The organism is Rossellomorea sp. GQ25 (genome assembly GCF_059758515.1).
Window position 1 is genome coordinate 277,373 of the sequence record NZ_JCAXEQ010000003.1, and the last position, 20,652, is coordinate 298,024.

Genomic DNA, 20,652 nt, shown 5'->3' on the forward strand with positions numbered 1-20,652 from the left:
ACAAGAGTTATCTCTTTCTTTATAGAGGGAGGTTTGTGTAATTTAAAATGGGGGAGTTCGTGGAATCTATTAAAAATCATAAAAAAGAAAATAAAACAACTGACTCAATCTTAATGGCATTAGTATTAATATTATTGTTAAAGAATACAATTGACCTATTTTTCTTTGACCTGTTACCAACAGTAGCAGATAATATCTTTTGGGTTTTAATTTCTTTAGTATTTATAATCACTTTTTATATAAAAAAAAGCTACATATACCTTGCCATTATGCTTGTAATTCTATTAGTAGGTTTATTCAATTTTTAGTCTACAAACATATTATGTTCTTCGACTATACGGGGGCTTTAATGCAGAGCAATTTTTTTAGTGCTCTTGGCCTTTTTTGTTTGCAGTCATACCCGAATTGTTTGAGTCACACATAAGTTTTCTTAGAACAAATAAAAGATTAATAGTAGATTTTTAGTAGAAATTCAGGGGTTTTGGTTTCAATTTAATCTTAAGAAAGGTTTCGTTGAGTTGGACCTGTGTTCCGCAGTGATAATTAGAATATTTTTTAGTCTTTTCTTAAAGAGATAGTCGACATAACATCTGATCTGGGAAGTGGAATCCATCTGCTTTTTTTAAAAAAGTTGTAGATGACAATCGATCCCTTACTCTTTTAATAGGATATAAAGAATACTAGAAATCCCATGACAAGCACCACGCCAAGCCTTTTTAATAGAGTGTTCAAATACAGCAAAAAACGAATATACCAGTTGTTCATTGTATGGATATTCAGAGCCAAGTACCAAAGGTCGCTGTTTCCAAAATCAATTTTTGTCTAAATTCTTATTTATACAGCACTTTTTATACTTTTTCCCACTCCCACAAGGGCAAGGGTCATTTCGACCAATCATCTATCTTTATACGTCCTTTCATTGAAATGAAAAAAGAGGATAAGTTCTAATGATTTTTGTACACCGCCAATTAAATTACTTATGGAACACCTTAGAATGCAATAATGTAAAATTATTAAATAATTGAGTGGTTATCTAGAATAAGATATAAGCAATGATATTCATCAATCGAGGCAGGATTGGTGAATACTTTAGTATAAATGTCTGCCTTAAGAGGGAGTTGAAGCATGGTGTTGATTTTGTTTTTGACTATTGTTGTTATAGGTATCACCATCACCAGATGCCCCTTCTGTCTCGAATTATCTAGGATAATCGTATAATGTAGGAACATTCTTTTCATTGATAAGTTAGTATGTAGGAAGTTTCTTTTCAACGTACATCAGAACAACAAAAGACTAATAGTAGATTTTCAGTAGAATGGAAGGTTTGCGTGAAATACAAATTAACGCAAGTAACTAAATAAATGAAGAAGCCAAGGATCCTTGATAGGGAGGGAACCTTGGCGTTTTTCGTTATTATATACGTTACCCAGTAAATTCCCATTAACGAACCACGCTTTTTATTGTAGAATAAATAAATGGGAGGTTAAGAATCATGAATTTGAAAGCAGGACTTTTTCAAAATCAACAATTAAAACTTCAAATGACACAGCAGCTTTCTCAAGCCATCACCATCCTCCAATATTCTACGATGGAATTGAATGCTTATCTAGAATCTAAGCAATTAGAGAATCCCCTTATACAATTAGAACTGCCAAAGCAAGACCCCCTTCATCACCGAGAACCTCATTGGTTTAAACGAAATACCGGAAATCACGAAAACACGGTGGATTGGTATGAATATGTTTCCGTACCAAAGAAGTCCCTTGCGGATGCATTATTTGTTCAATTAAATTTGAAATCGCTTACTTTTTCAGGGAGAAAGATAATGGAAGAATTAATATATAGCCTGGATGACAACGGCTATTTGAGAATAGACGAAGAATTCTTCGTTCAAACACATGGTCTGGAAATGGATCAACTAGAAAACTATATTAGTAGGCTTCAGGAATTAGAACCAGCCGGGGTAGGAGCCAGATCTCTGAAGGAGTGCATATCTCTTCAGCTGCAGAGGAAAGCCAATGTTCCTCCTCTGGTTACGATGATTGTAGAAAATCATTTTCAAGCTTTTGCCGAAAAGAAGTGGAAGACAATCGCCAAGGATCTTTCGGTTGAACTAAAAGACATCCAACAAGTAGCTGATTTTATCCGGCAATGCAATCCGAGACCCGGTTCAAAATATTCTCAGCAAATCGCTGAATACATTATTCCTGAACTGGTAGTGAAAGTAATCGATGGTCATACCGTGGCCGTATCGTTGTATGACGGTACGACTATAAACGTCACATATAATGAAGAGTACACAGATTTCTTACAGCTTCATCCTGATAAGGAAGTCCAGTCCTATCTTCAGGAAAAGGAGCAGGATTTCCAGTGGTTATTGCAAAGTTTGAGGCAGCGAAAGCAAACAATCCTGAAAGTGGGGAAGAAACTTGCTGAGAAGCAGAAGGCCTTCTTCTTAAAAGGGCCATCTGCGATTCAGCCACTAACGTTAAAGCAGGTGGCAGATGAAATCGATGTTCATGAATCAACGATCAGCCGTGCTGTGAAAGGCAAGTATATGCAAACTCCTTATGGCATTTATGAATTGAAGTACTTCTTCACCTCAGCCATCAAATCGGTCAAGCTCGAGTATTCCGAAACGGCATCTGCGACATCGGTGAAAAATGAGCTCCAAAAGCTTATTGATGAAGAAGACAAGAAAAAGCCCCTATCTGATCAGAAAATAGTGAATCTATTATTGGATAAGGGTTATGATGTCTCTAGAAGAACGATTGCTAAATACCGTGATCAATTAGGGGTTGCATCTTCTACGATGAGGAAGAGGTATGAATAGAAGATTATACTAGAGAATGCACCTGGTACAATTCCACCATCCTGTACCGGGTACAACCTCAAATCTCAACCATTAATATAAAGCGAGGCACTGACATGAACCAAGTCCTATTCTACACACGAACACAATGCGGACTATGCGAAGAGGCAAAAATCACCTTACGACTACTCCAGGATGAATTAGAATTCGAAATAAATGAAATCGACATCGATGAAAGTGATGATCTGATCGAACGTTTCGGATTGATGATACCTGTCGTGGAACTTGACGGGGAAATCCTTCAATATGGGCAAATTGATTATTTTACGCTGAGCAAGCGTTTACATGAAAAAACCCGATAGTTTCTAGTTGAATTACGATTCATACCCTGATAAAATGAACTTTGAAAGCAGGGATGAATTTTTTTTAGAGGTAGTGGGACATAATATGTCTATGTGGGACTTTAAAAGTCCAACAAATCCACTCACTTCATTTGAAGGAGCTTTTATCTATGGAATCTTTAATTGACATACAAAAGCGATTATTACCTGACCTGCTTGAAGTTATGCAAAAAAGGCATCAAATTCTCCGATCCATCCGGTTCATGCAACCTGTCGGACGCAGAAGTCTTGCTCAGAACATGGGCCTGACCGAACGTGTACTGAGAAGCGAAGTGGAGTTCCTGAACAACCAAGATCTCATTGATATTAAAACCTCTGGAATGATCATGACGGAGGATGGTATTCAGCTTTTAGAAAACCTGGAAAGCATGATGAGAGAGGTTTCGGGAATCAACGTAATGGAGAAGGAATTAAAATCTTTACTTAATCTTCATGAAATTGTAATCGTTCCTGGGAATAGTGATGAGTCTCCTTGGGTAAAAGAAGAATTAGGGCGTGCATCAGCTTCTAGTATGAAACGTCACCTGAAAGGAAATACTATCATCGCTGTGACTGGAGGTTCGACGATGGCAGCCGTGGCAGAAAGGCTGACACCTGATTTCTCTGACGATACCTTGTTTGTTCCTGCTCGGGGTGGAATTGGAGAAGACGTTAAAAACCAGGCTAACACCATATGTGCCAAGATGGCTGAGCATACGAGAACGCGACATCGTGTCTTATATGTGCCGGATCAGGTTAGTAAAGAAGTATACAAGTCCTTCTTGAAAGAACCGATGATTAAAGAAGTTTTGAATTTGATCAAATCGGCTAACATGGTTCTCCATGGGATTGGAGATGCTATCACAATGGCTGAAAGACGAAAGACCACTGATGAGGACTTTGAGAAAATCACAGGTGGTCATGCTGTCGGTGAAGCATTTGGTTATTATTTTAACGAAGCGGGTGAAGTGGTACATAAGGTGCCAACGATCGGCCTGCAATTAGAAGATTTAAGTCATATCGAAAACGTCATTGCCGTCGCAGGCGGCAGCTCGAAAGCGAAAGCAATCCGGGCTTATATGAAGAGTGCTCCAACTAAAACCGTGCTTATCACGGATGAAGGAGCAGCAAGAGCGCTTTTAAAAGGGTAAAGCCCTTTTGAAATATAAAAAAATCATCCTTAACTATCTAAAGGAGGAAATTATTCATGGCAACAAAAATTGGTATTAACGGATTTGGACGTATCGGACGTAATGTATTCCGTGCAGCACTTAAAAATAACGACGTAGAGGTAGTAGCAGTTAATGACTTAACTGATGCAAATATGCTTGCTCACCTTTTACAATATGATACAGTTCACGGGACACTTCAAGAGAAAGTAACTGTTGACGGTGACTACCTTGTAGTTGGCGGTAAAAAAGTAAAAGTATTAGCTGAGCGCGATCCTGCTCAACTTGGTTGGGGAGATCTTGGGGTAGATATCGTTGTTGAATCTACTGGCCGTTTCACTAAGCGTGCAGACGCTGCAAAACATATCGAAGCTGGTGCGAAAAAAGTAATCATCTCTGCTCCTGCTTCAGATGAAGACATCACAGTGGTTATGGGTGTTAACGAAGACAAGTATGACGCGGCTAGCCACGATGTTATCTCTAACGCTTCTTGTACAACTAACTGCTTAGCTCCATTCGCTAAAGTACTTAACGATAAATTCGGAATCAAGCGTGGAATGATGACAACCATCCATTCTTACACGAACGATCAACAAATCTTAGACTTACCACACAAAGATTACCGTCGTGCCCGTGCAGCTGCTGAGAACATGATTCCAACAACTACAGGTGCTGCGAAAGCTGTATCCCTGGTTCTTCCTGAGCTTAAAGGGAAACTGAACGGTGGAGCGGTTCGTGTTCCAACTCCAAACGTTTCTTTAGTAGACTTAGTTGCTGAATTAGATAAAAACGTAACAGCTGAAGATGTAAATGCGGCTCTTAAAGAAGCTGCTGAAGGCGATCTTAAAGGAATCCTTGCGTACAGCGAAGAGCCTTTAGTATCAACTGATTACAACGGTAGCCCGGCTTCTTCTACAATCGACGCATTATCTACAATGGTTCTAGAAGACAACATGGTCAAAGTGATTTCTTGGTATGATAACGAGAGTGGATACTCTAACCGTGTAGTTGATCTTGCAGGTTATATCGCTTCTAAAGGACTTTAATCGATAAAGTTTTGTAAATTGACATCATTAGCATGGTGATTAATGGATAAATTTTGTCCCACCATCTATAATGAAGATGTGATGAAGGGGAGCGGGGAAGATTCCCCTCTCCCTTTTCTTATTGCTATTTCTATTTTTTTGAAAATAGAGTAGAAATTGAAAACTTAAGGAGGCCTTTTACGATGAATAAAAAGTCGATTAAAGATGTCGATGTAAGAGGGAAACGCGTATTTTGCCGTGTAGACTTCAACGTACCGATGTCTGAAGGCAAGATTACAGATGAAACCCGTATTCAAGCTGCTCTTCCTACTATTAAGTACTTAGTAGATGGCGGAGCTAAAGTCATTCTCGCTAGTCACTTGGGTCGTCCTAAAGGTGAAGTGGTAGAAGAGCTGCGCTTAACGCCGGTAGCCGAAAGACTTTCCGAGCTTCTTGGAAAAGATGTAGCAAAAGCGGATGAAGCTTATGGTGAAGCTGTTCAATCAAAGATCAGTGACATGGCTGAAGGCGACGTTCTTGTAGTGGAAAACGTACGCTTCTACCCGGGAGAAACGAAGAATGATCCTGAACTCGCAAAGGAATTTGCAGCTCTTGCTGACCTCTATGTAAACGATGCATTTGGTGCCGCTCACCGTGCACATGCTTCTACTGAAGGAATTGCCAAGCATCTTCCAGCTGTAGCGGGCCTTCTAATGGAGAAAGAGCTGGACGTATTAGGAAAAGCTCTATCTAACCCTGAACGCCCATTTACAGCCATCGTTGGTGGAGCAAAAGTAAAAGATAAAATCGGTGTCATCGATAACTTATTAGATAAAGTGGACAACCTGATCATTGGTGGAGGACTTGCTTACACATTTGTGAAAGCCCAAGGCCATGAGGTAGGAAAGTCACTTCTTGAAGAAGACAAGATTGATTTAGCCAAGCAATTCATGAAAAAAGCAGAAGATAAAGGCGTTAAATTCCTTATGCCTGTTGATGTAGTCGTTGCTGATGACTTCTCAAATGATGCAAATACGAAGGAAGTGGATATCGATTCGATTCCTTCTGATTGGGAAGCACTTGATATCGGACCTAAGACGAGAGCGTTATTCCAAGACACTATTAAAAGCTCTAAGCTTGTAATATGGAATGGACCGATGGGTGTATTCGAATTAGAAACATTTGCAAATGGAACAAAAGTCGTAGCGGAGGCGTTAGCCGATGCAACAGATACATATTCTGTTATCGGTGGCGGTGACTCTGCAGCAGCCGTTGAGAAATTCGGTTATGCTGATAAGATGAGTCATATTTCTACAGGTGGCGGAGCTTCACTTGAGTTCATGGAAGGAAAAGAACTTCCTGGAGTGGTGGCTCTTAACGATAAATAATCTTTCTTTTAGACCAACATTTTTGTGGAAACCGATATAAAACAGAAAGGATGAGTACAATGCGTAAACCGATTATTGCGGGTAACTGGAAAATGAACAAAACGTTATCAGAAGCAAAATCTTTTACTGAAGAAGTACAGGGGTTAGTTCCTGATCAAGAGGTTGTCGATTCTGTCATCTGTTCTCCAGCTCTATTTTTAGAAAGCTTAGTGAACATTTCGAAAGAATACAAGGTAGAAATTGGTGCTCAAAATATGCACTTTGAAGAAAATGGAGCATTCACAGGGGAAATCAGTCCTGTAGCACTTACTGACTTAGGCGTAAAATATGTCATCCTTGGACATTCTGAGCGTCGTGAAATGTTCAATGAAACAGACGAGTCAGTGAACAAAAAGACTCTAGCTGCTTTCAAACACGGATTAACGCCAATCGTTTGTGTAGGGGAGACGCTCGAGCAACGCGAAAATAATGAAACAAAAGAACTTGTTGGTAACCAAGTGAAAAAAGCTCTTGCCGGCCTATCAGCAGATCAAGTGAAACATACCGTCATTGCTTATGAACCAATCTGGGCAATCGGAACAGGTAAATCCTCTACAGCAGAAGATGCCAACGAAGTATGTGCTCATATCCGTCAAGTGGTTTCAGGAGAATTTTCTGAGGAAGCGGCAGACACAGTGAGAATTCAATACGGCGGAAGTGTAAAACCTAACAACATTAAAGAATACATGGCTCAATCAGATATCGATGGTGCCCTTGTAGGTGGAGCAAGCCTTGAACCACAAAGCTTCTTGCAACTTTTAGAAGGGGCAAGCACACATGAGTAAGTCACCAGTAGCGTTAATCATCTTAGATGGTTTTGCTTGCCGTAATACAAAAGAAGGAAACGCTGTAGCCCAAGCGAACAAACCGAACTTTGATCGTTTGTGGAATCAGTACCCTCATAATCAATTAACTGCAAGTGGCGAAGCAGTAGGACTTCCTGCAGGACAAATGGGAAACTCCGAAGTCGGTCACTTAAATATTGGTGCCGGACGTATCGTGTACCAAAGCTTAACCCGTGTGAATTTAGCGATTCGTGAAGGTGAATTTGAAACCAATGCCACTTTCCTGGATGCGATCAATCACGCGAAATCAAAAGGAACAAATCTTCATATCTTTGGACTTCTTTCTGATGGAGGGGTTCACAGTCACATTGAACATCTTTATGCTCTTCTTGGTTTAGCAGCAAAAGAAGGCATTAAAAATGTATATATTCATGCTTTCCTTGATGGACGTGACGTTGGACCCCAAACAGCAAAAGGATTCATCCAGGATGCTGAAGCGAAAATGAAAGAAATCGGCGTGGGTCAATTTGCGACGATTTCAGGTCGTTATTATTCCATGGACCGTGACAAGCGCTGGGAACGTGTAGAGAAATCTTACCGTGCCATGGTTTACGGTGAAGGCCCAAGCTATCATGATCCGATGGAACTTGTGAACGATTCTTACGAAAATGGAATCTACGATGAATTCGTCATTCCATCTGTCATGACGAAAGAAAACGGAGAGCCGGTTGCAACGATCCAGGATGACGATGCTGTCATCTTTTACAACTTCCGTCCAGACCGAGCAATCCAAATCTCGAATACATTTGCCAATGCAGATTTCCGTTCATTTGAACGTGGAGAGAAGCATCCGAAGAACCTTCACTTTGTCTGCCTAACACGATTCAGTGAAACAGTTGATGGATTTGTTGCATTTAAACCGACAAACCTTGATAATACACTTGGTGAAGTCCTTTCCCAAAACGGACTGAAACAATTACGTATCGCGGAGACGGAGAAATATCCTCATGTCACCTTCTTTATGAGTGGCGGACGTGAAGATGAATTTCCGGGGGAAAAACGAATTCTCATCGATTCTCCTAAAGTGGCAACGTATGACTTAAAGCCTGAAATGAGTGCGTATGAGGTGACGGATGCTTTACTTGAAGAAATCCGTGAAGACCGTCAGGATGCAATTATCCTGAACTTTGCAAACCCGGATATGGTCGGACACTCAGGAATGCTTGAGCCGACGATCAAAGCGGTTGAAACAGTGGATGAGTGTCTTGGGAAAATCATTGACCTTATCATTGAAAAAGGCGGAACAGCCATCATCACAGCGGACCACGGGAATGCAGATGAAGTTCTGACTGAAGAAGGTAAGCCTATGACGGCTCACACGACGAACCCGGTTCCTGTCATCGTAACGAAAGAAGGAATCGAACTTCGTGACGGTGGAATTTTAGGAGACCTTGCTCCAACCATGCTAGATTTATTAAATGTTAATCAACCAGCTGAAATGACTGGGAAATCACTATTAAAAAATAAGGAGAGATTCTAAATGCCATTTATTACAGACGTATATGCTCGTGAAGTACTGGATTCACGCGGTAACCCAACAATTGAAGTAGAAGTTTATACACAATCAGGTGCTTTCGGACGCGCACTAGTTCCATCTGGAGCTTCAACTGGAGAGTACGAAGCAGTTGAACTTCGTGACGGTGAAAAAGGCCGCTACCTTGGTAAAGGGGTACAAAAAGCAGTTGATAACGTGAACAACGAAATCGCTGAAGAACTGATCGGTTATGACATCACTGAACAAGTAGCAATCGACCAAGCAATGATCGCTCTTGACGGTACAGAAAACAAAGGTAAACTGGGTGCGAATGCAATCCTTGGTGTCTCTATGGCTGTAGCTCGTGCAGCTGCTGACTTCTTCGGAGTGGAATTATACCAATACCTTGGCGGATTCAACGCGAAGCAGCTTCCAGTACCAATGATGAACATCGTTAACGGTGGAGAGCACGCTGACAACAACGTAGACATCCAGGAATTCATGATCATGCCTGTAGGAGCTTCGACATTTAAAGAAGGTCTGCGCATGGGTACAGAAATCTTCCACAGCCTTAAATCAGTGCTTAAAGGTAAAGGTTACAACACTGCAGTTGGTGACGAAGGCGGATTTGCTCCAAACCTTAAGTCTAATGAAGAAGCTCTTTCTACGATTATTGAAGCAATCGAAAAAGCTGGATACAAGCCAGGAGAAGAAGTTCTTCTTGCAATGGACGTTGCAGCTTCTGAAATCTACAACAAAGAAGACGGTAAATACCATCTTTCAGGAGAAGGCGTTGTTCGTTCATCTGCTGAAATGGTTGATTGGTATGAAGAAATGTGTAACAAATATCCAATCGTTTCAATCGAAGACGGTCTTGACGAGAACGACTGGGATGGTTTCAAACTTCTAACTGAGCGTATCGGTAAGAAAGTTCAGTTAGTAGGTGATGACCTATTCGTTACAAACACAACTAAGCTTTCTCAAGGTATCGAGCAGGGTATCGGTAACTCGATCCTGATCAAAGTGAACCAAATCGGTACACTTACTGAAACATTCGATGCAATCGAAATGGCTAAACGCGCTGGTTACACAGCAGTCATCTCTCACCGTTCTGGTGAAACAGAAGACAGCACGATCGCTGACATTGCAGTAGCAACAAACGCTGGTCAAATCAAAACAGGTGCGCCATCACGTACAGACCGCGTAGCGAAATACAACCAACTTCTTCGCATCGAAGATCAATTAGCTCACACAGCTCAATATCTTGGAGCGAAAACATTCTATAACGTAAATCGCTAATACAAGCAATTTGAAAAGCAGCCCCGTCTTTGGATCGGGCTGTTTTTTGTTTCATCCCTAACCAACTCTTTCCACAATTCAAACAATATTACCTTGTCCACTCCATAATCCCTATGGTAAACTAGTAGTAATGTTATGTTCGTATCAGGAGGTGGGACTCATGCACACTTTATTAGTCACTTTACTTATTATCGTATCAATCGCACTTATCGCCATTGTATTACTTCAATCAGGTAAAAGTGCTGGACTTTCAGGGGCCATCTCTGGTGGTGCAGAACAACTTTTCGGAAAACAAAAAGCTCGTGGTATTGACTTAGTACTACACAGAATCACAATCGTATTATCGGTACTTTTCTTCGTACTGACCATTGCCATCGTAGCTATCTAATACGTACAAAAACCTGATCATTAAGGTCAGGTTTTTTTATTTATCATGCAAGTAGTGTAGCGGAGTAATTTCTTCTTTCAATGAAAATAATTACTTTTCAAGCGAAATATTGGATTGTCTGACCGATGTTTGCTAAAAATAGAGAAGAAGAACGAATTAAACGATCGTTTAACAGAGAGAAGCTTGCAGTATCAAGCTTTTTAACAACTAATCAAACGTTTGTTTAACAAAAAACAAGTGAAAATCCCATTACATAATAAAAATATTTAAACAACTGTTTAACACGTTGAGGCCCTACAAAACAAGGTTCCTATGAACTAATCAAACGTTTGTTTAAAATCAGCTAAAAGGAGTCACTAGCTATGAAAACCGTATTACCAAAACCATTCACCTTTGAGGCAGGTCCCCGGGCCGTCTTATTGCTTCACGGATTCACCGGGAATTCCGCCGACGTCCGAATGCTTGGCCGTTACTTGGAAAAGAAGGGCTATTCATCCCACGCCCCTCACTATAAAGGGCACGGTGTGCCGCCGGAAGAATTGGTTCATACCGGCCCGGAAGATTGGTGGCAGGATGTCATGGACGGCTATGAGCATTTAAAGAGTAATGGGTATGAAGAGATTGCGGTTGCCGGCCTTTCTCTTGGAGGGGTATTTTCTCTTAAATTAGGTTACACTGTACCTGTAAAGGGTATTGTCCCTATGTGTGCACCGATGTATATAAAAAGTGAAGAAGTAATGTATAAAGGGGTCGTGGATTACGCCCGTGAATTTAAGAAATTTGAAGGAAAACCCGAAGAACAAATTGAAAAAGAAATAGAAGAGTTTAAGAAAACGCCGATGGATACATTGAAGGCCCTGCAGGAATTGATTGCAGACGTGCGTGAAAATGTGGATATGATCTATTCACCGACGTTCGTGGTACAGGCAAGGCATGACCATATGATCAATACGGATTCTGCGAATATCATCTATGATAACGTTGAATCCGATGAGAAAGGCATTAAGTGGTACGAAGAGTCTGGTCATGTGATTACATTAGATAAAGAAAAAGAACAGCTTCATGAAGACGTCTACGGTTTCTTAGAGAAATTAGATTGGACGGTTTGATGAATTCGATGATCAGGAGGGATTGTCATGGACGAAAATATTAAAGAGCATGTGGATAGGCTCCTTTCCTACATGAAGGAAGAAGCATACAAGCCATTGACGGTACAGGAGCTTGAAGAAGCATTCGGAATTGAAGGGTCCACGAACTTCAAGGAATTCGTAAAGGCTCTTGTCGTAATGGAAGAGAAAGGGTTGGTCGTACGCACAAGGAGCAATCGCTACGGCTTACCTGAGAAAATGAATCTGGTAAGAGGGAAAGTATCCGCTCATGCAAAAGGTTTTGCGTTTGTGATACCGGAAGAATCAGGAATGGACGATATCTTCATCCCTCCTAATGAAACGAATAACGCCATGCATGGCGATATTGTATTAGTAAGAGTGTCTACTTCTTCTTCGGGTTCCAGAAGAGAAGGGACTGTCGTGAGAATCGTAGAGCGGGGTGTCGACCAAATGGTCGGTACGTTCACGGAGAGTAAACATTTCGGATTCGTCATTCCGGATGATAAGAAGTTTGCGAGTGATATCTTTATCCCTAAATCTGCTCAAATGGGTGCAACGGAAGGACATAAGGTCGTCGTGAAATTAACTTCCTATCCTGAAGGGCGCAAGAGTGCAGAGGGTGAGGTCATTGAAATCCTCGGTCATAAAAATGATCCTGGAGTCGATATTCTCTCTATCATCCATAAGCATGGGATTACTATTGAGTTTCCTGAAGAGGTCATGGATCAGGCAAATAATGTGCCAAGTGAAATCGACGAATCAGAAATCCCAAATCGAAAAGACCTGCGTGACCAGACGATTGTGACGATTGATGGTGCTGACGCCAAGGACTTGGACGATGCTGTGACGGTAACGAAGCTGGACAATGGGAACTATAAGCTTGGGGTACATATTGCTGACGTAACGTACTATGTAAAAGAAAGCTCTCCGATTGACCAGGAAGCTTTTGATAGAGGTACATCCGTATACTTGGTAGACCGGGTCATCCCAATGATTCCGCACCGATTATCGAATGGTATTTGTTCTCTTAATCCCAAGGTGGACCGTTTAACTCTATCGTGTGATATGGAAATTTCACCTGAGGGGGATGTCGTGAAACACGAAATCTTCCAAAGCGTCATTAAGACAACCGAACGAATGACGTATTCAGATGTAAATAAGATTCTTGTCGATCAAGACGAAGAACTTCGGAAAGAATACGAGCCATTGGTACCGATGTTTGAGGAAATGGAAGATTTAGCACAGGTTCTCCGCACAAAACGCATGAAACGTGGAGCCATTGACTTTGATTTCAAAGAAGCGAAAGTGCTTGTTGATGAAGAGGGAGAACCGACTGATGTGGTCTTGCGTGAACGTTCAGTAGCCGAAAAGCTGATCGAAGAGTTCATGTTAGTGGCAAATGAGACGGTTGCTGAGCATTTCCACTGGATGGAAGTACCGTTCATCTATCGTATCCATGAAGACCCGAAAGAAGATAAACTACAGCGTTTCTTCGAATTTATTACAAATTTCGGCTTGATTGTAAAAGGAACAGCGAATTCGATTCATCCAAGGGCTCTTCAGGAAATTGTCGAAGATGTTCAGGGTCAGCCGGAAGAAATGGTTGTATCGACAATGATGCTACGTTCCATGCAGCAAGCGAAATACGATCCTGAAAGCCTAGGTCACTTCGGACTGGCGACAGAGTTTTATACTCATTTCACATCACCGATCCGTCGTTACCCTGACTTGATTGTTCATCGCTTAATCAGGACTTACTTGATTGAAGGCAAGATTGATCAAGCAACACGGGAAAAATGGGGGGCCCAAATGGGTCATATCGCTGAGCACACGTCAAGCCGTGAGCGACGAGCGGTAGATGCAGAGCGTGAGACCGATGAGCTGAAAAAAGCAGAATACATGGAAGACAAAGTGGGAGAAGAGTACGACGGTATCATCAGTTCCGTTACGAACTTCGGAATGTTTGTCGAACTGCCTAACACCATTGAAGGTCTTGTCCATGTGAGTTATATGACGGACGACTACTACCGGTTTGATGAGCGTCATCTTGCCATGATTGGTGAAAGAACAGCAAACGTATTTCGAATCGGAGACGAGATCACCGTTCGTGTCGTGAGCGTCAATAAAGATGAGCGTGCCATCGACTTTGAGATCGTAGGAATGAAGAATAATCGCAAGGAGCGCGAAGACCGCGTTCGCTCGATTCGAACCGACAAAGGGAAATCTTCAGACCGCTCTAAATCGAATCGATCTTCAGACCGAAAAAAGGACGGAGAATGGTCAACACGTCCACCGAAAAACAACAAGAAGAAAAAGACGAATAAGAAACACTTTGAAAATGCGCCTCGAAGCAAACGTAAAAAGAAGAAATAAGAGGTAAGGAGCAATGGGGTAACCTTTGCTCCTTTTCTTTTCTAAGTGTAACAATACAATTTTTCTCGGAAATATGAGATAATAATGATAAACCAACGGAAATGACTAGGGGGATTCCAATGCCAAAGGGAGAAGGCAAGCTTATTGCCCAAAATAAAAAAGCGCGTCATGACTATGCCGTAGAAGAAACATATGAGGCGGGTCTTGTGCTGCAAGGAACCGAAATTAAAGCGATCCGTGGCGGCCGTGTGAACTTGAAGGATTCATTTGCCCGTGTTCAAAACGGAGAAATTTTTGTTCATAATATGCACATCAGTCCATATGAACAGGGAAATCGATTTAATCACGAACCTCTCAGAACACGTAAGCTGCTGCTTCACAAAAAACAAATCAATAAATTGATCGGTGATTCGAAGGAAGCAGGATATAGTATCGTTCCATTAAAGCTATACATCAAAAATGGTGTAGCCAAGCTTCTGATCGGTCTTGCCCGTGGTAAGAAGAAGTATGATAAACGGGAAGATTTAAAGCGAAAAGAAGCGAACCGTTCGATCCAAAGAGAGCTGGCCCAGCGTCAAAAAGGTATGTGAATGTACAGATTTCCGGAATCTGGTATTTGCAATTATCTCAGGATTTGTTATACTAATAGATGTCGCGAGGTAATCTAGTGGCTGCAAGAACAATTGAATAAGTGACTTACACGCTGAACTTATTCTTTCCCGTTCTTCCCTTTCTATCATGGGGACGTTACGGATTCGACAGGGATAGTTCGAGCTTGGGTTGCGAGCCGTGGGGATCGTCCACGATAAAACGTCAAAGCCAATAATAACTGGCAAAACTAACAATAACTTAGCTTTAGCTGCATAATAGCGCTTTAGCTGTTCCTCCCTCCATCGCCTATGTGGTAGGGTAAGGGACTCACTCTTAGTAGGCTACGCCGGAGTCCACCGTCTGAGGACAAAGGAAGAGACCAATCAGACTAGCTGCACGGACGCCCGTCGATAGGCAGAAGCTGCAGTGAACTTGCGAATATATCGACTACGCTCGTAGACGCTTAAGTGGCGATGTTTCTGGACGTGGGTTCGATTCCCACCGTCTCCACCAAATACATATTTGGTGGTTTTTTATTTTCTGTGACCTAAACCATAAAAATATAATGATTACACGCTTTTGCTTTAAAAGCTGAGTTACCATTTTATGCTTTAAACTCTACTTAGAGTTTATATTATTCCAGACCTACAGGTGTAAATCTGTAGGTTTTTTTAACGTTAAAGGGCATATAGCCCATTCCGCTCTCCTCTCTTTTGTTACATTGTTACACAATTGACACTGTCAATTGTCATTACTTTTGAAAGGGGGTGCCTTGATGTAGAAGGAAAGGGTTGTAGGAAATAAGAAAATAAACAGGATAAACATTTCACTTACGAACAAGATGAATACTGAATAGGTTGTCCACAGCTTGTAATATGAAGCCGACCACTCTCGCATGTCTCCTAGTAGAAACATGTTTAAACGATCCTGAATTGGTGTTTAGGTTACAGCAGAAGCATAGCGTATATTCTGCCTATATAGTTGTTCCTATTAAGGACTTCAATAGTGGCGATATAGAATATGTTCTAAGTGAGAGGGGATAACGACATTGTTTCACTTATTGCTGGGATAATATGTTCAACGATGCTATTGCATTAATAAGGGATAATTATTAACTTCAACTTCACCTAAATTCTGTGCCCTCTCCTCTACTTCTACCCACTCTTCTGTAAATTAAGGAAGATATGTAATTTAGTCTTGCCAGACATGCAGGAAATTGAAAAGACATAAAGAAATTGAACCTAACTTATTTCAATGTATAAAATGCAAGAGACACGTTGATATTCGTGCCTCATATCATATAAAAGCATGATTAGTTTTTGTTGTATTTACATAACTCGTTCCACTGGCAGTGGAAAAACGACAACTTTGTATTCCCTCGTCCACCATTGCTCCGTTGCCCTGAACCGTAATGCGATTACTCTTGATGACCCTGTAGAGAAACAGCATGAAGAAATGGTGCAAATTCAAGTGAATGAAAAAGCGGGGATTACGTATTCCACTGGATTAAAAGCGATATTGAGGCCTGATCACGATATGATTATGGTAGGAGAGATACTGGACCGGGAAATAGCAGTAATTGCGGTGAGGGCTGTTTAACAGGTCACCCAGTCATATTAAAGATTTTAGTTAAATATAAGAAGAAATAGTTTTAGAGGGGGTTCGGCTCAACTCCTTGTTAAACGCAAAGAAAAATAGAGAAACATGTTCAAAGTAAATTGAATTTTCACATGAACATGTTTCAACTATTACATTATTTTGAGTTGTGAAAGGAGTTATTTAATTAGTTGAAAATTTGGTCATAAGAAAATGTCTATTTTTCATCACGATTCCGCCGCAAACCTAATAAACCGGCTAACCCAATTAGACCTAGCCATCCCCAATCCGTGTCATCATCATCATTTGTATTTTCAGTAGCTACGTTTCTGATGCCATTATCAAGATTGTCATTATTAACTTGGTCATTACCGTTATAGGCAAATATAGAAGTTGTAAGCATCATTGTTAACAATAATAAAGAGCAAGTTAGCATTGTGATTTTTTTAGTCATTTAAATCCCTCCTTTCAATGTTTGGGTTTAGCTTTTCTTTAAGTGGAGAAAATTATTCATTATCTTTTTAAGAGAGTGGCATTAAATATAAGATATATAAAGGGGCACAGATTCTAGACTCTGTACGCCCCTCATTTCAAATATATTAATAAAACTCAACCTCTTTAATCTCCAAACAATCAGGTCTCAACTGATCACTTACTCGATCAACAACTACCTTATTAGTGAACATTTGAAGCAACATTTTTTCTCCAATGCTCAAGCTGGTACCAGTTTGATTTAATGTCTAGGTGAATATCTGAAAGATCCTCTGTGTTGCTCGGGTAGACGAAATGATTAAGGATGAAGATTTTTCTCTTCGAATTTGAAGAGGAAAACTCTAAAGAAGAACTAAAGTCTCCAATTGTTCATAAAAGCACTTAATTCTTATTCTACTAATGCACCGGATTTGGAATAAGACTATATTTCTTTTGTCTACCTATTTTGCATAAGTTCGCAAGTAGAAAAAAGAGCCAACCCCTTATCTTATAAAAAAATTGGCTCTTTTACTTTTTTAGTTTTAATATCAATATTACTTTAGTTATCTTCTGGGTTTTGATCGTTTTCGTCTATTCCATCACCGTCTGGATCTTCAAACGGCTCTTCTATGTCTTCTTCAAGCTCTTCTGCAGGAGTTTCTCCTGGGTCTGGATGTTACTATTCTTCGGGTGTCGAATTATTTTCTTGTTGTTGATCCTGATCTCCATTTTGTTCAGCTTCAGGAGGTGGTGGTTCCTGATCCCCATCAAAGTTACACCCAACTAACATAGCAGAAATGGATATACCTGTTAGCATGAGTAGCCACTTTTTATTCATGTTCATTCTCCTTTCTTTATTTATATTAGATCTTTCAGATCTTGATTTATTGTTTCCCCGATGTATGAAATTATGAGTGCTCTTTTCAAAAAGGAGTCTACTCAAAAAAAATCTTTCCTGGAAATAGCTATCAATTATACGAAAAATAGGTTTGGTGAATTAAGAAAAGCAAAAGTAAAGATACCCCCAAATAAAAATTTGAAGGTACCCATCGTAGAAAGAAGCATGAACAATCGCTCGTTAATTAGTTTGTTCATTTGGTATTGAATGAATTCTAATTATAAATTTAATCGCTGATACCAAAGTCTGTAAACTCTATCCGGATAACTTCAGCTTCCGAAGAAGTCTGATACTAAAAGTATTAATTTATGCACTCTCTTATTAGATTAAATGGCGCGATTGTTTTCATGTGATATTAAATAAGGTTCGTTACGGTTCTTTTATCAAACTATATTTCAAAGCTATAGGTGAATAGGTTAAAAACCCCTTCGTTCTTCAGATGAATCTTCATCTAAGTCTTGCTCTTCTTCATAAAATATAAAGGGTGTATCAGCTTTTATCGATAATGAAGTCAGTCCAAGTCTATATCTAAACATTGCCAGCATTTTTAAATACCTGAATGTAAATATTAAATGATGAAATGGAGTTTTGCTATCCAAATTAAAGAAGAGGAAGTGGTTGAAATGAATAACTGGATAACATCGTTTTTAAATACAGGGGGAAGACAAAGACAAAACATTTTAAAGATGTTTGGAATGAAAAGAAACAATAGAGGTATGATGTGGATATCTTTATTAGGTCTAGGAGTTAGTGCAGCGGTATTTGGGTTAGGGAGGAATCGAAACAGAAATATGCTACAACCTGTTAAAAATGTAATAAATAATATACGAACGCAATCAAATAGCCAAATACCAAATCCTGCTACTCTTACAGAATTTTCAAAGGAATTAGTACCTGACAAAAATCCTTTAACAAATAAATAAAATTCAGTTCTAAAAAATGCCTATTTCAATGTAGGCATTTTTTTGTCAGAAAGTGAATCTTCAGCTTTTTCTTTATTCAATATAAAAGGTTGTATATTACGAAGAGCTATAATTCAATATCATCAACATTTGTTGCATTTTTTGACATATCTTCATCAAGAATGATGGTATCCTTCGGTAAGGAAGGGTCAAAGTATGGGGGATGTTGTTCGGAATGCTTAATCTCATCTTGGTTGTGAAATTGGTTCTTTTCCTTATGATCTCGTTGGATTGACATGCTCATCACCTCATTATTATTAGCTTTTCATTTTAAATTTCCCCATTTTATTTCTTTCTATGTAAAAAGTTTGCCTAACTTACTAAAGAGAGCATGAATGAACTAAAACAATCAGGTGCGATAACTTTTAAAAAGAACGGCTATAGGCAGTTCCATTTTTATTTAACTTCATCTTCTGCAATTGGTCGCTTTAATAGTAAAACAATAGGGAGCATCCTAAACGGGAGCTCCCTGAATTTTATCCTATCAACAATTTGCTCATACATAATTGTTAAGAAAATTTAATATTTAATGCTTTTATTCCGAAGAATTCTTTTATCGATTACACATACTTCCCGCTTATTAGGGAAATTTATTTGTATCCCTGAAAAAAGGAGAGCTTCTTATGGACTACAAAGTATTCAAGGCAATCAATCTGCTTTCTGGACGCTGTTCTCCAATTGATTTCCTGATGATACTAATTTCAAAAAAGATTCGTTATGTGTTTATACTTGTTTTGATAATCATGTGGTTTCGAAATGATCATTATAGAAGAGTGTCTTGGAATGCAGTGATGTCTTCTGGAATTACTTTGTTTCTTCACGCTTTGATTAAGTTATTTTACTTTAAGCCGCGTCCGTTTGCCAAACGGCGGGTCGGCATACTCATTCCCTCAAAAATAGATTCTTCATTTCCAAGTAAGCATACTTTACTGGCATTTGCCGTTTCTACTTCCATCGTTCTTTATGATCGTGTTCTTGGTTCAATCATGTGGGGATTATCTGTGTTGACAGGTTTTTCTCGTATTTGGCTGGGACATCATTATCCATCTGATATTATCGGAAGTGCCATTATTGCCTCCATGACCAGCATGGTAGTGGGTAAAACTGCTGGTGAATTTACCGATAAAGGAACACAGCACTGAGTGAAGATTCGTTTCATTGGCGTGGAAATATAATATACGAAAATAGCAACGGCATAAAAAACCTCTCATCGTTCAACTGCGATGAGAGGTTTATTTCTTGCAATGACCTATAAACTTTCCACTTCCTCATCCTTTTTAACCCTGTCGGAAAAAACTTTCTCATAATAATACTGAAATCCATACATAAATAGCGATTTTAATAAAAAGAGTAATGACAGCTGTATCCTTGTAAACCTGATCAGGGTGACATATCCGATTTTCTTGAACCAATTCAACATGAAGATGGTAAAAAAAGAATCAACAATCAAATTAACTAGAAAATAGATCGAGAACTTCCCGTAAGTGTATTTAAAAATCCAAAATGATCCAACAAAAAAGGGACCTAGAATCAAGGGCAGTTCAGCCAATACATTCGGTTTTATGGAAAAAGGGAACCACCACCATTTCCTCCGGGTAGCTAATATGCCCTCTGCTACTAAATATACGCACATAAATAGTGTGCCGGGTAAAAATCTTTTTAACGTTTTTTTGCGCAGAAGTGGAAGGGACAACCAGGGGAGTAAGGTCATTAACGTAATCAGTTGTTTTCTATTCTTCATAGAAGGACACCCTTTTCATCATAGTGGTAAATATATTCTTCCTTTTTTATGAAAAATTTATGTATCTTCGTGCACGATTCTTTAATCTAAAG

General features: G+C 39.7%; 20 protein-coding genes, 1 other RNA gene and 1 pseudogene. 17 read left to right on the forward strand and 5 right to left on the reverse strand.

Annotated features, from left to right (window positions below; genetic code table 11):
* The first annotated feature begins 59 nt into the window (after window positions 1–59).
* Entirely contained in the window at window positions 60–308 is a 249-nt protein-coding gene (locus tag AC6CIB_RS12170) for a hypothetical protein (RefSeq protein WP_498280996.1), read from the forward strand.
* Between the two features lie 503 nt (window positions 309–811).
* Here the strand turns inward: AC6CIB_RS12170 and AC6CIB_RS12175 are convergent.
* Window positions 812–898: an SEC-C metal-binding domain-containing protein gene (locus AC6CIB_RS12175; protein ID WP_498281404.1), complete on the reverse strand. Its 87-nt coding sequence runs from the start codon at window positions 896–898 to the stop codon at window positions 812–814.
* A gap of 594 nt (window positions 899–1,492) precedes the next feature.
* Between AC6CIB_RS12175 and rpoN the strand changes: the two genes are divergently transcribed.
* From rpoN to AC6CIB_RS12245, 14 genes and pseudogenes are all read left to right on the forward strand, one after another.
* Window positions 1,493–2,833 carry an RNA polymerase factor sigma-54 gene (gene rpoN / locus AC6CIB_RS12180; RefSeq protein ID WP_498280998.1) on the forward strand — a complete coding sequence of 447 codons (1,341 nt, stop codon included), beginning with the start codon at window positions 1,493–1,495 and terminating at the stop codon, window positions 2,831–2,833.
* A gap of 95 nt (window positions 2,834–2,928) precedes the next feature.
* Window positions 2,929–3,174 (forward strand): glutaredoxin family protein, encoded by a 246-nt coding sequence (locus tag AC6CIB_RS12185; RefSeq protein WP_498281000.1) that lies wholly within the window; start codon window positions 2,929–2,931, stop codon window positions 3,172–3,174.
* Between the two features lie 149 nt (window positions 3,175–3,323).
* A complete protein-coding gene (locus tag AC6CIB_RS12190) occupies window positions 3,324–4,343 on the forward strand; it encodes a sugar-binding transcriptional regulator (protein WP_498281002.1) in 1,020 nt (339 codons plus the stop codon).
* 56 nt (window positions 4,344–4,399) lie between these two features.
* Window positions 4,400–5,407, forward strand: coding sequence for a type I glyceraldehyde-3-phosphate dehydrogenase (gene gap / locus AC6CIB_RS12195; protein ID WP_044338275.1), 1,008 nt, complete (start codon window positions 4,400–4,402; stop codon window positions 5,405–5,407).
* A 182-nt stretch (window positions 5,408–5,589) separates the two neighbouring features.
* Window positions 5,590–6,774, forward strand: coding sequence for a phosphoglycerate kinase (locus AC6CIB_RS12200; protein ID WP_498281004.1), 1,185 nt, complete (start codon window positions 5,590–5,592; stop codon window positions 6,772–6,774).
* A 59-nt stretch (window positions 6,775–6,833) separates the two neighbouring features.
* The gene (tpiA, locus tag AC6CIB_RS12205; RefSeq protein WP_498281006.1) at window positions 6,834–7,598 is read left to right on the forward strand and encodes a triose-phosphate isomerase; all 765 of its coding nucleotides are present in this window, start codon (window positions 6,834–6,836) and stop codon (window positions 7,596–7,598) included.
* Complete coding sequence (gene gpmI / locus AC6CIB_RS12210) at window positions 7,591–9,138, forward strand: 2,3-bisphosphoglycerate-independent phosphoglycerate mutase (RefSeq protein WP_498281008.1); 1,548 nt, start codon at window positions 7,591–7,593, stop codon at window positions 9,136–9,138. The genes tpiA and gpmI overlap by 8 nt, the downstream gene beginning before the upstream one ends.
* Window positions 9,139–10,431, forward strand: a complete 1,293-nt coding sequence (eno, locus tag AC6CIB_RS12215; protein ID WP_044338271.1) for a phosphopyruvate hydratase — start codon at window positions 9,139–9,141, stop codon at window positions 10,429–10,431.
* 160 nt (window positions 10,432–10,591) lie between these two features.
* Entirely contained in the window at window positions 10,592–10,819 is a 228-nt protein-coding gene (gene secG, locus AC6CIB_RS12220; RefSeq protein ID WP_148995353.1) for a preprotein translocase subunit SecG, read from the forward strand.
* Window positions 10,820–11,181: 362 nt separating this feature from the next.
* Complete coding sequence (locus AC6CIB_RS12225) at window positions 11,182–11,928, forward strand: alpha/beta hydrolase (protein WP_498281010.1); 747 nt, start codon at window positions 11,182–11,184, stop codon at window positions 11,926–11,928.
* Between the two features lie 27 nt (window positions 11,929–11,955).
* A complete protein-coding gene (gene rnr, locus AC6CIB_RS12230; RefSeq protein WP_498281012.1) occupies window positions 11,956–14,301 on the forward strand; it encodes a ribonuclease R in 2,346 nt (781 codons plus the stop codon).
* 119 nt (window positions 14,302–14,420) lie between these two features.
* Window positions 14,421–14,891 carry an SsrA-binding protein SmpB gene (smpB, locus tag AC6CIB_RS12235; RefSeq protein WP_044338267.1) on the forward strand — a complete coding sequence of 157 codons (471 nt, stop codon included), beginning with the start codon at window positions 14,421–14,423 and terminating at the stop codon, window positions 14,889–14,891.
* Window positions 14,892–15,041: 150 nt separating this feature from the next.
* Window positions 15,042–15,405, forward strand: a transfer-messenger RNA (tmRNA) gene (gene ssrA / locus AC6CIB_RS12240).
* An 813-nt stretch (window positions 15,406–16,218) separates the two neighbouring features.
* Window positions 16,219–16,508: pseudogene (locus tag AC6CIB_RS12245) on the forward strand (ATPase, T2SS/T4P/T4SS family); the annotation flags it as partial.
* Window positions 16,509–16,705: 197 nt separating this feature from the next.
* Here AC6CIB_RS12245 and AC6CIB_RS12250 read toward each other — a convergent pair.
* Window positions 16,706–16,942, reverse strand: a complete 237-nt coding sequence (locus AC6CIB_RS12250; RefSeq protein ID WP_498281014.1) for a WGxxGxxG family protein — start codon at window positions 16,940–16,942, stop codon at window positions 16,706–16,708.
* 696 nt (window positions 16,943–17,638) lie between these two features.
* Window positions 17,639–17,797, reverse strand: coding sequence for a hypothetical protein (locus AC6CIB_RS12255; RefSeq protein ID WP_498281016.1), 159 nt, complete (start codon window positions 17,795–17,797; stop codon window positions 17,639–17,641).
* Between the two features lie 632 nt (window positions 17,798–18,429).
* Between AC6CIB_RS12255 and AC6CIB_RS12260 the strand changes: the two genes are divergently transcribed.
* Window positions 18,430–18,780 (forward strand): hypothetical protein, encoded by a 351-nt coding sequence (locus tag AC6CIB_RS12260; protein ID WP_498281018.1) that lies wholly within the window; start codon window positions 18,430–18,432, stop codon window positions 18,778–18,780.
* A gap of 106 nt (window positions 18,781–18,886) precedes the next feature.
* Here AC6CIB_RS12260 and AC6CIB_RS12265 read toward each other — a convergent pair whose 3' ends face one another.
* The gene (locus AC6CIB_RS12265; protein ID WP_498281020.1) at window positions 18,887–19,057 is read right to left on the reverse strand and encodes a hypothetical protein; all 171 of its coding nucleotides are present in this window, start codon (window positions 19,055–19,057) and stop codon (window positions 18,887–18,889) included.
* 385 nt (window positions 19,058–19,442) lie between these two features.
* Here AC6CIB_RS12265 and AC6CIB_RS12270 point away from each other — a divergent pair, with 385 nt between their 5' ends.
* Window positions 19,443–19,961 (forward strand): undecaprenyl-diphosphatase, encoded by a 519-nt coding sequence (locus AC6CIB_RS12270; protein WP_498281022.1) that lies wholly within the window; start codon window positions 19,443–19,445, stop codon window positions 19,959–19,961.
* Between the two features lie 107 nt (window positions 19,962–20,068).
* Here the strand turns inward: AC6CIB_RS12270 and AC6CIB_RS12275 are convergent, their stop codons facing one another.
* Window positions 20,069–20,560, reverse strand: coding sequence for a hypothetical protein (locus tag AC6CIB_RS12275; RefSeq protein WP_498281024.1), 492 nt, complete (start codon window positions 20,558–20,560; stop codon window positions 20,069–20,071).
* Between the last annotated feature and the right edge of the window lie 92 nt (window positions 20,561–20,652).

Bases quoted from the DNA above. Each gene is read 5' to 3' on its own strand.
- AC6CIB_RS12260 (WP_498281018.1), top strand. From the start codon at position 18,430: ATGATGAAATGGAGTTTTGCTATCCAAATTAAAGAAGAGGAAGTGGTT.
- AC6CIB_RS12175 (WP_498281404.1), bottom strand. From the start codon at position 898: ATGATTGGTCGAAATGACCCTTGCCCTTGTGGGAGTGGGAAAAAGTAT.
- AC6CIB_RS12270 (WP_498281022.1), top strand. From the start codon at position 19,443: ATGGACTACAAAGTATTCAAGGCAATCAATCTGCTTTCTGGACGCTGT.
- AC6CIB_RS12190 (WP_498281002.1), top strand. From the start codon at position 3,324: ATGGAATCTTTAATTGACATACAAAAGCGATTATTACCTGACCTGCTT.
- eno (WP_044338271.1), top strand. From the start codon at position 9,139: ATGCCATTTATTACAGACGTATATGCTCGTGAAGTACTGGATTCACGC.
- AC6CIB_RS12255 (WP_498281016.1), bottom strand. From the start codon at position 17,797: ATGAATAAAAAGTGGCTACTCATGCTAACAGGTATATCCATTTCTGCT.
- rnr (WP_498281012.1), top strand. From the start codon at position 11,956: ATGGACGAAAATATTAAAGAGCATGTGGATAGGCTCCTTTCCTACATG.
- gpmI (WP_498281008.1), top strand. From the start codon at position 7,591: ATGAGTAAGTCACCAGTAGCGTTAATCATCTTAGATGGTTTTGCTTGC.
- AC6CIB_RS12200 (WP_498281004.1), top strand. From the start codon at position 5,590: ATGAATAAAAAGTCGATTAAAGATGTCGATGTAAGAGGGAAACGCGTA.
- AC6CIB_RS12185 (WP_498281000.1), top strand. From the start codon at position 2,929: ATGAACCAAGTCCTATTCTACACACGAACACAATGCGGACTATGCGAA.
- AC6CIB_RS12265 (WP_498281020.1), bottom strand. From the start codon at position 19,057: ATGTCAATCCAACGAGATCATAAGGAAAAGAACCAATTTCACAACCAA.
- AC6CIB_RS12275 (WP_498281024.1), bottom strand. From the start codon at position 20,560: ATGAAGAATAGAAAACAACTGATTACGTTAATGACCTTACTCCCCTGG.
- tpiA (WP_498281006.1), top strand. From the start codon at position 6,834: ATGCGTAAACCGATTATTGCGGGTAACTGGAAAATGAACAAAACGTTA.
- AC6CIB_RS12225 (WP_498281010.1), top strand. From the start codon at position 11,182: ATGAAAACCGTATTACCAAAACCATTCACCTTTGAGGCAGGTCCCCGG.
- secG (WP_148995353.1), top strand. From the start codon at position 10,592: ATGCACACTTTATTAGTCACTTTACTTATTATCGTATCAATCGCACTT.
- smpB (WP_044338267.1), top strand. From the start codon at position 14,421: ATGCCAAAGGGAGAAGGCAAGCTTATTGCCCAAAATAAAAAAGCGCGT.
- gap (WP_044338275.1), top strand. From the start codon at position 4,400: ATGGCAACAAAAATTGGTATTAACGGATTTGGACGTATCGGACGTAAT.
- AC6CIB_RS12250 (WP_498281014.1), bottom strand. From the start codon at position 16,942: ATGACTAAAAAAATCACAATGCTAACTTGCTCTTTATTATTGTTAACA.
- rpoN (WP_498280998.1), top strand. From the start codon at position 1,493: ATGAATTTGAAAGCAGGACTTTTTCAAAATCAACAATTAAAACTTCAA.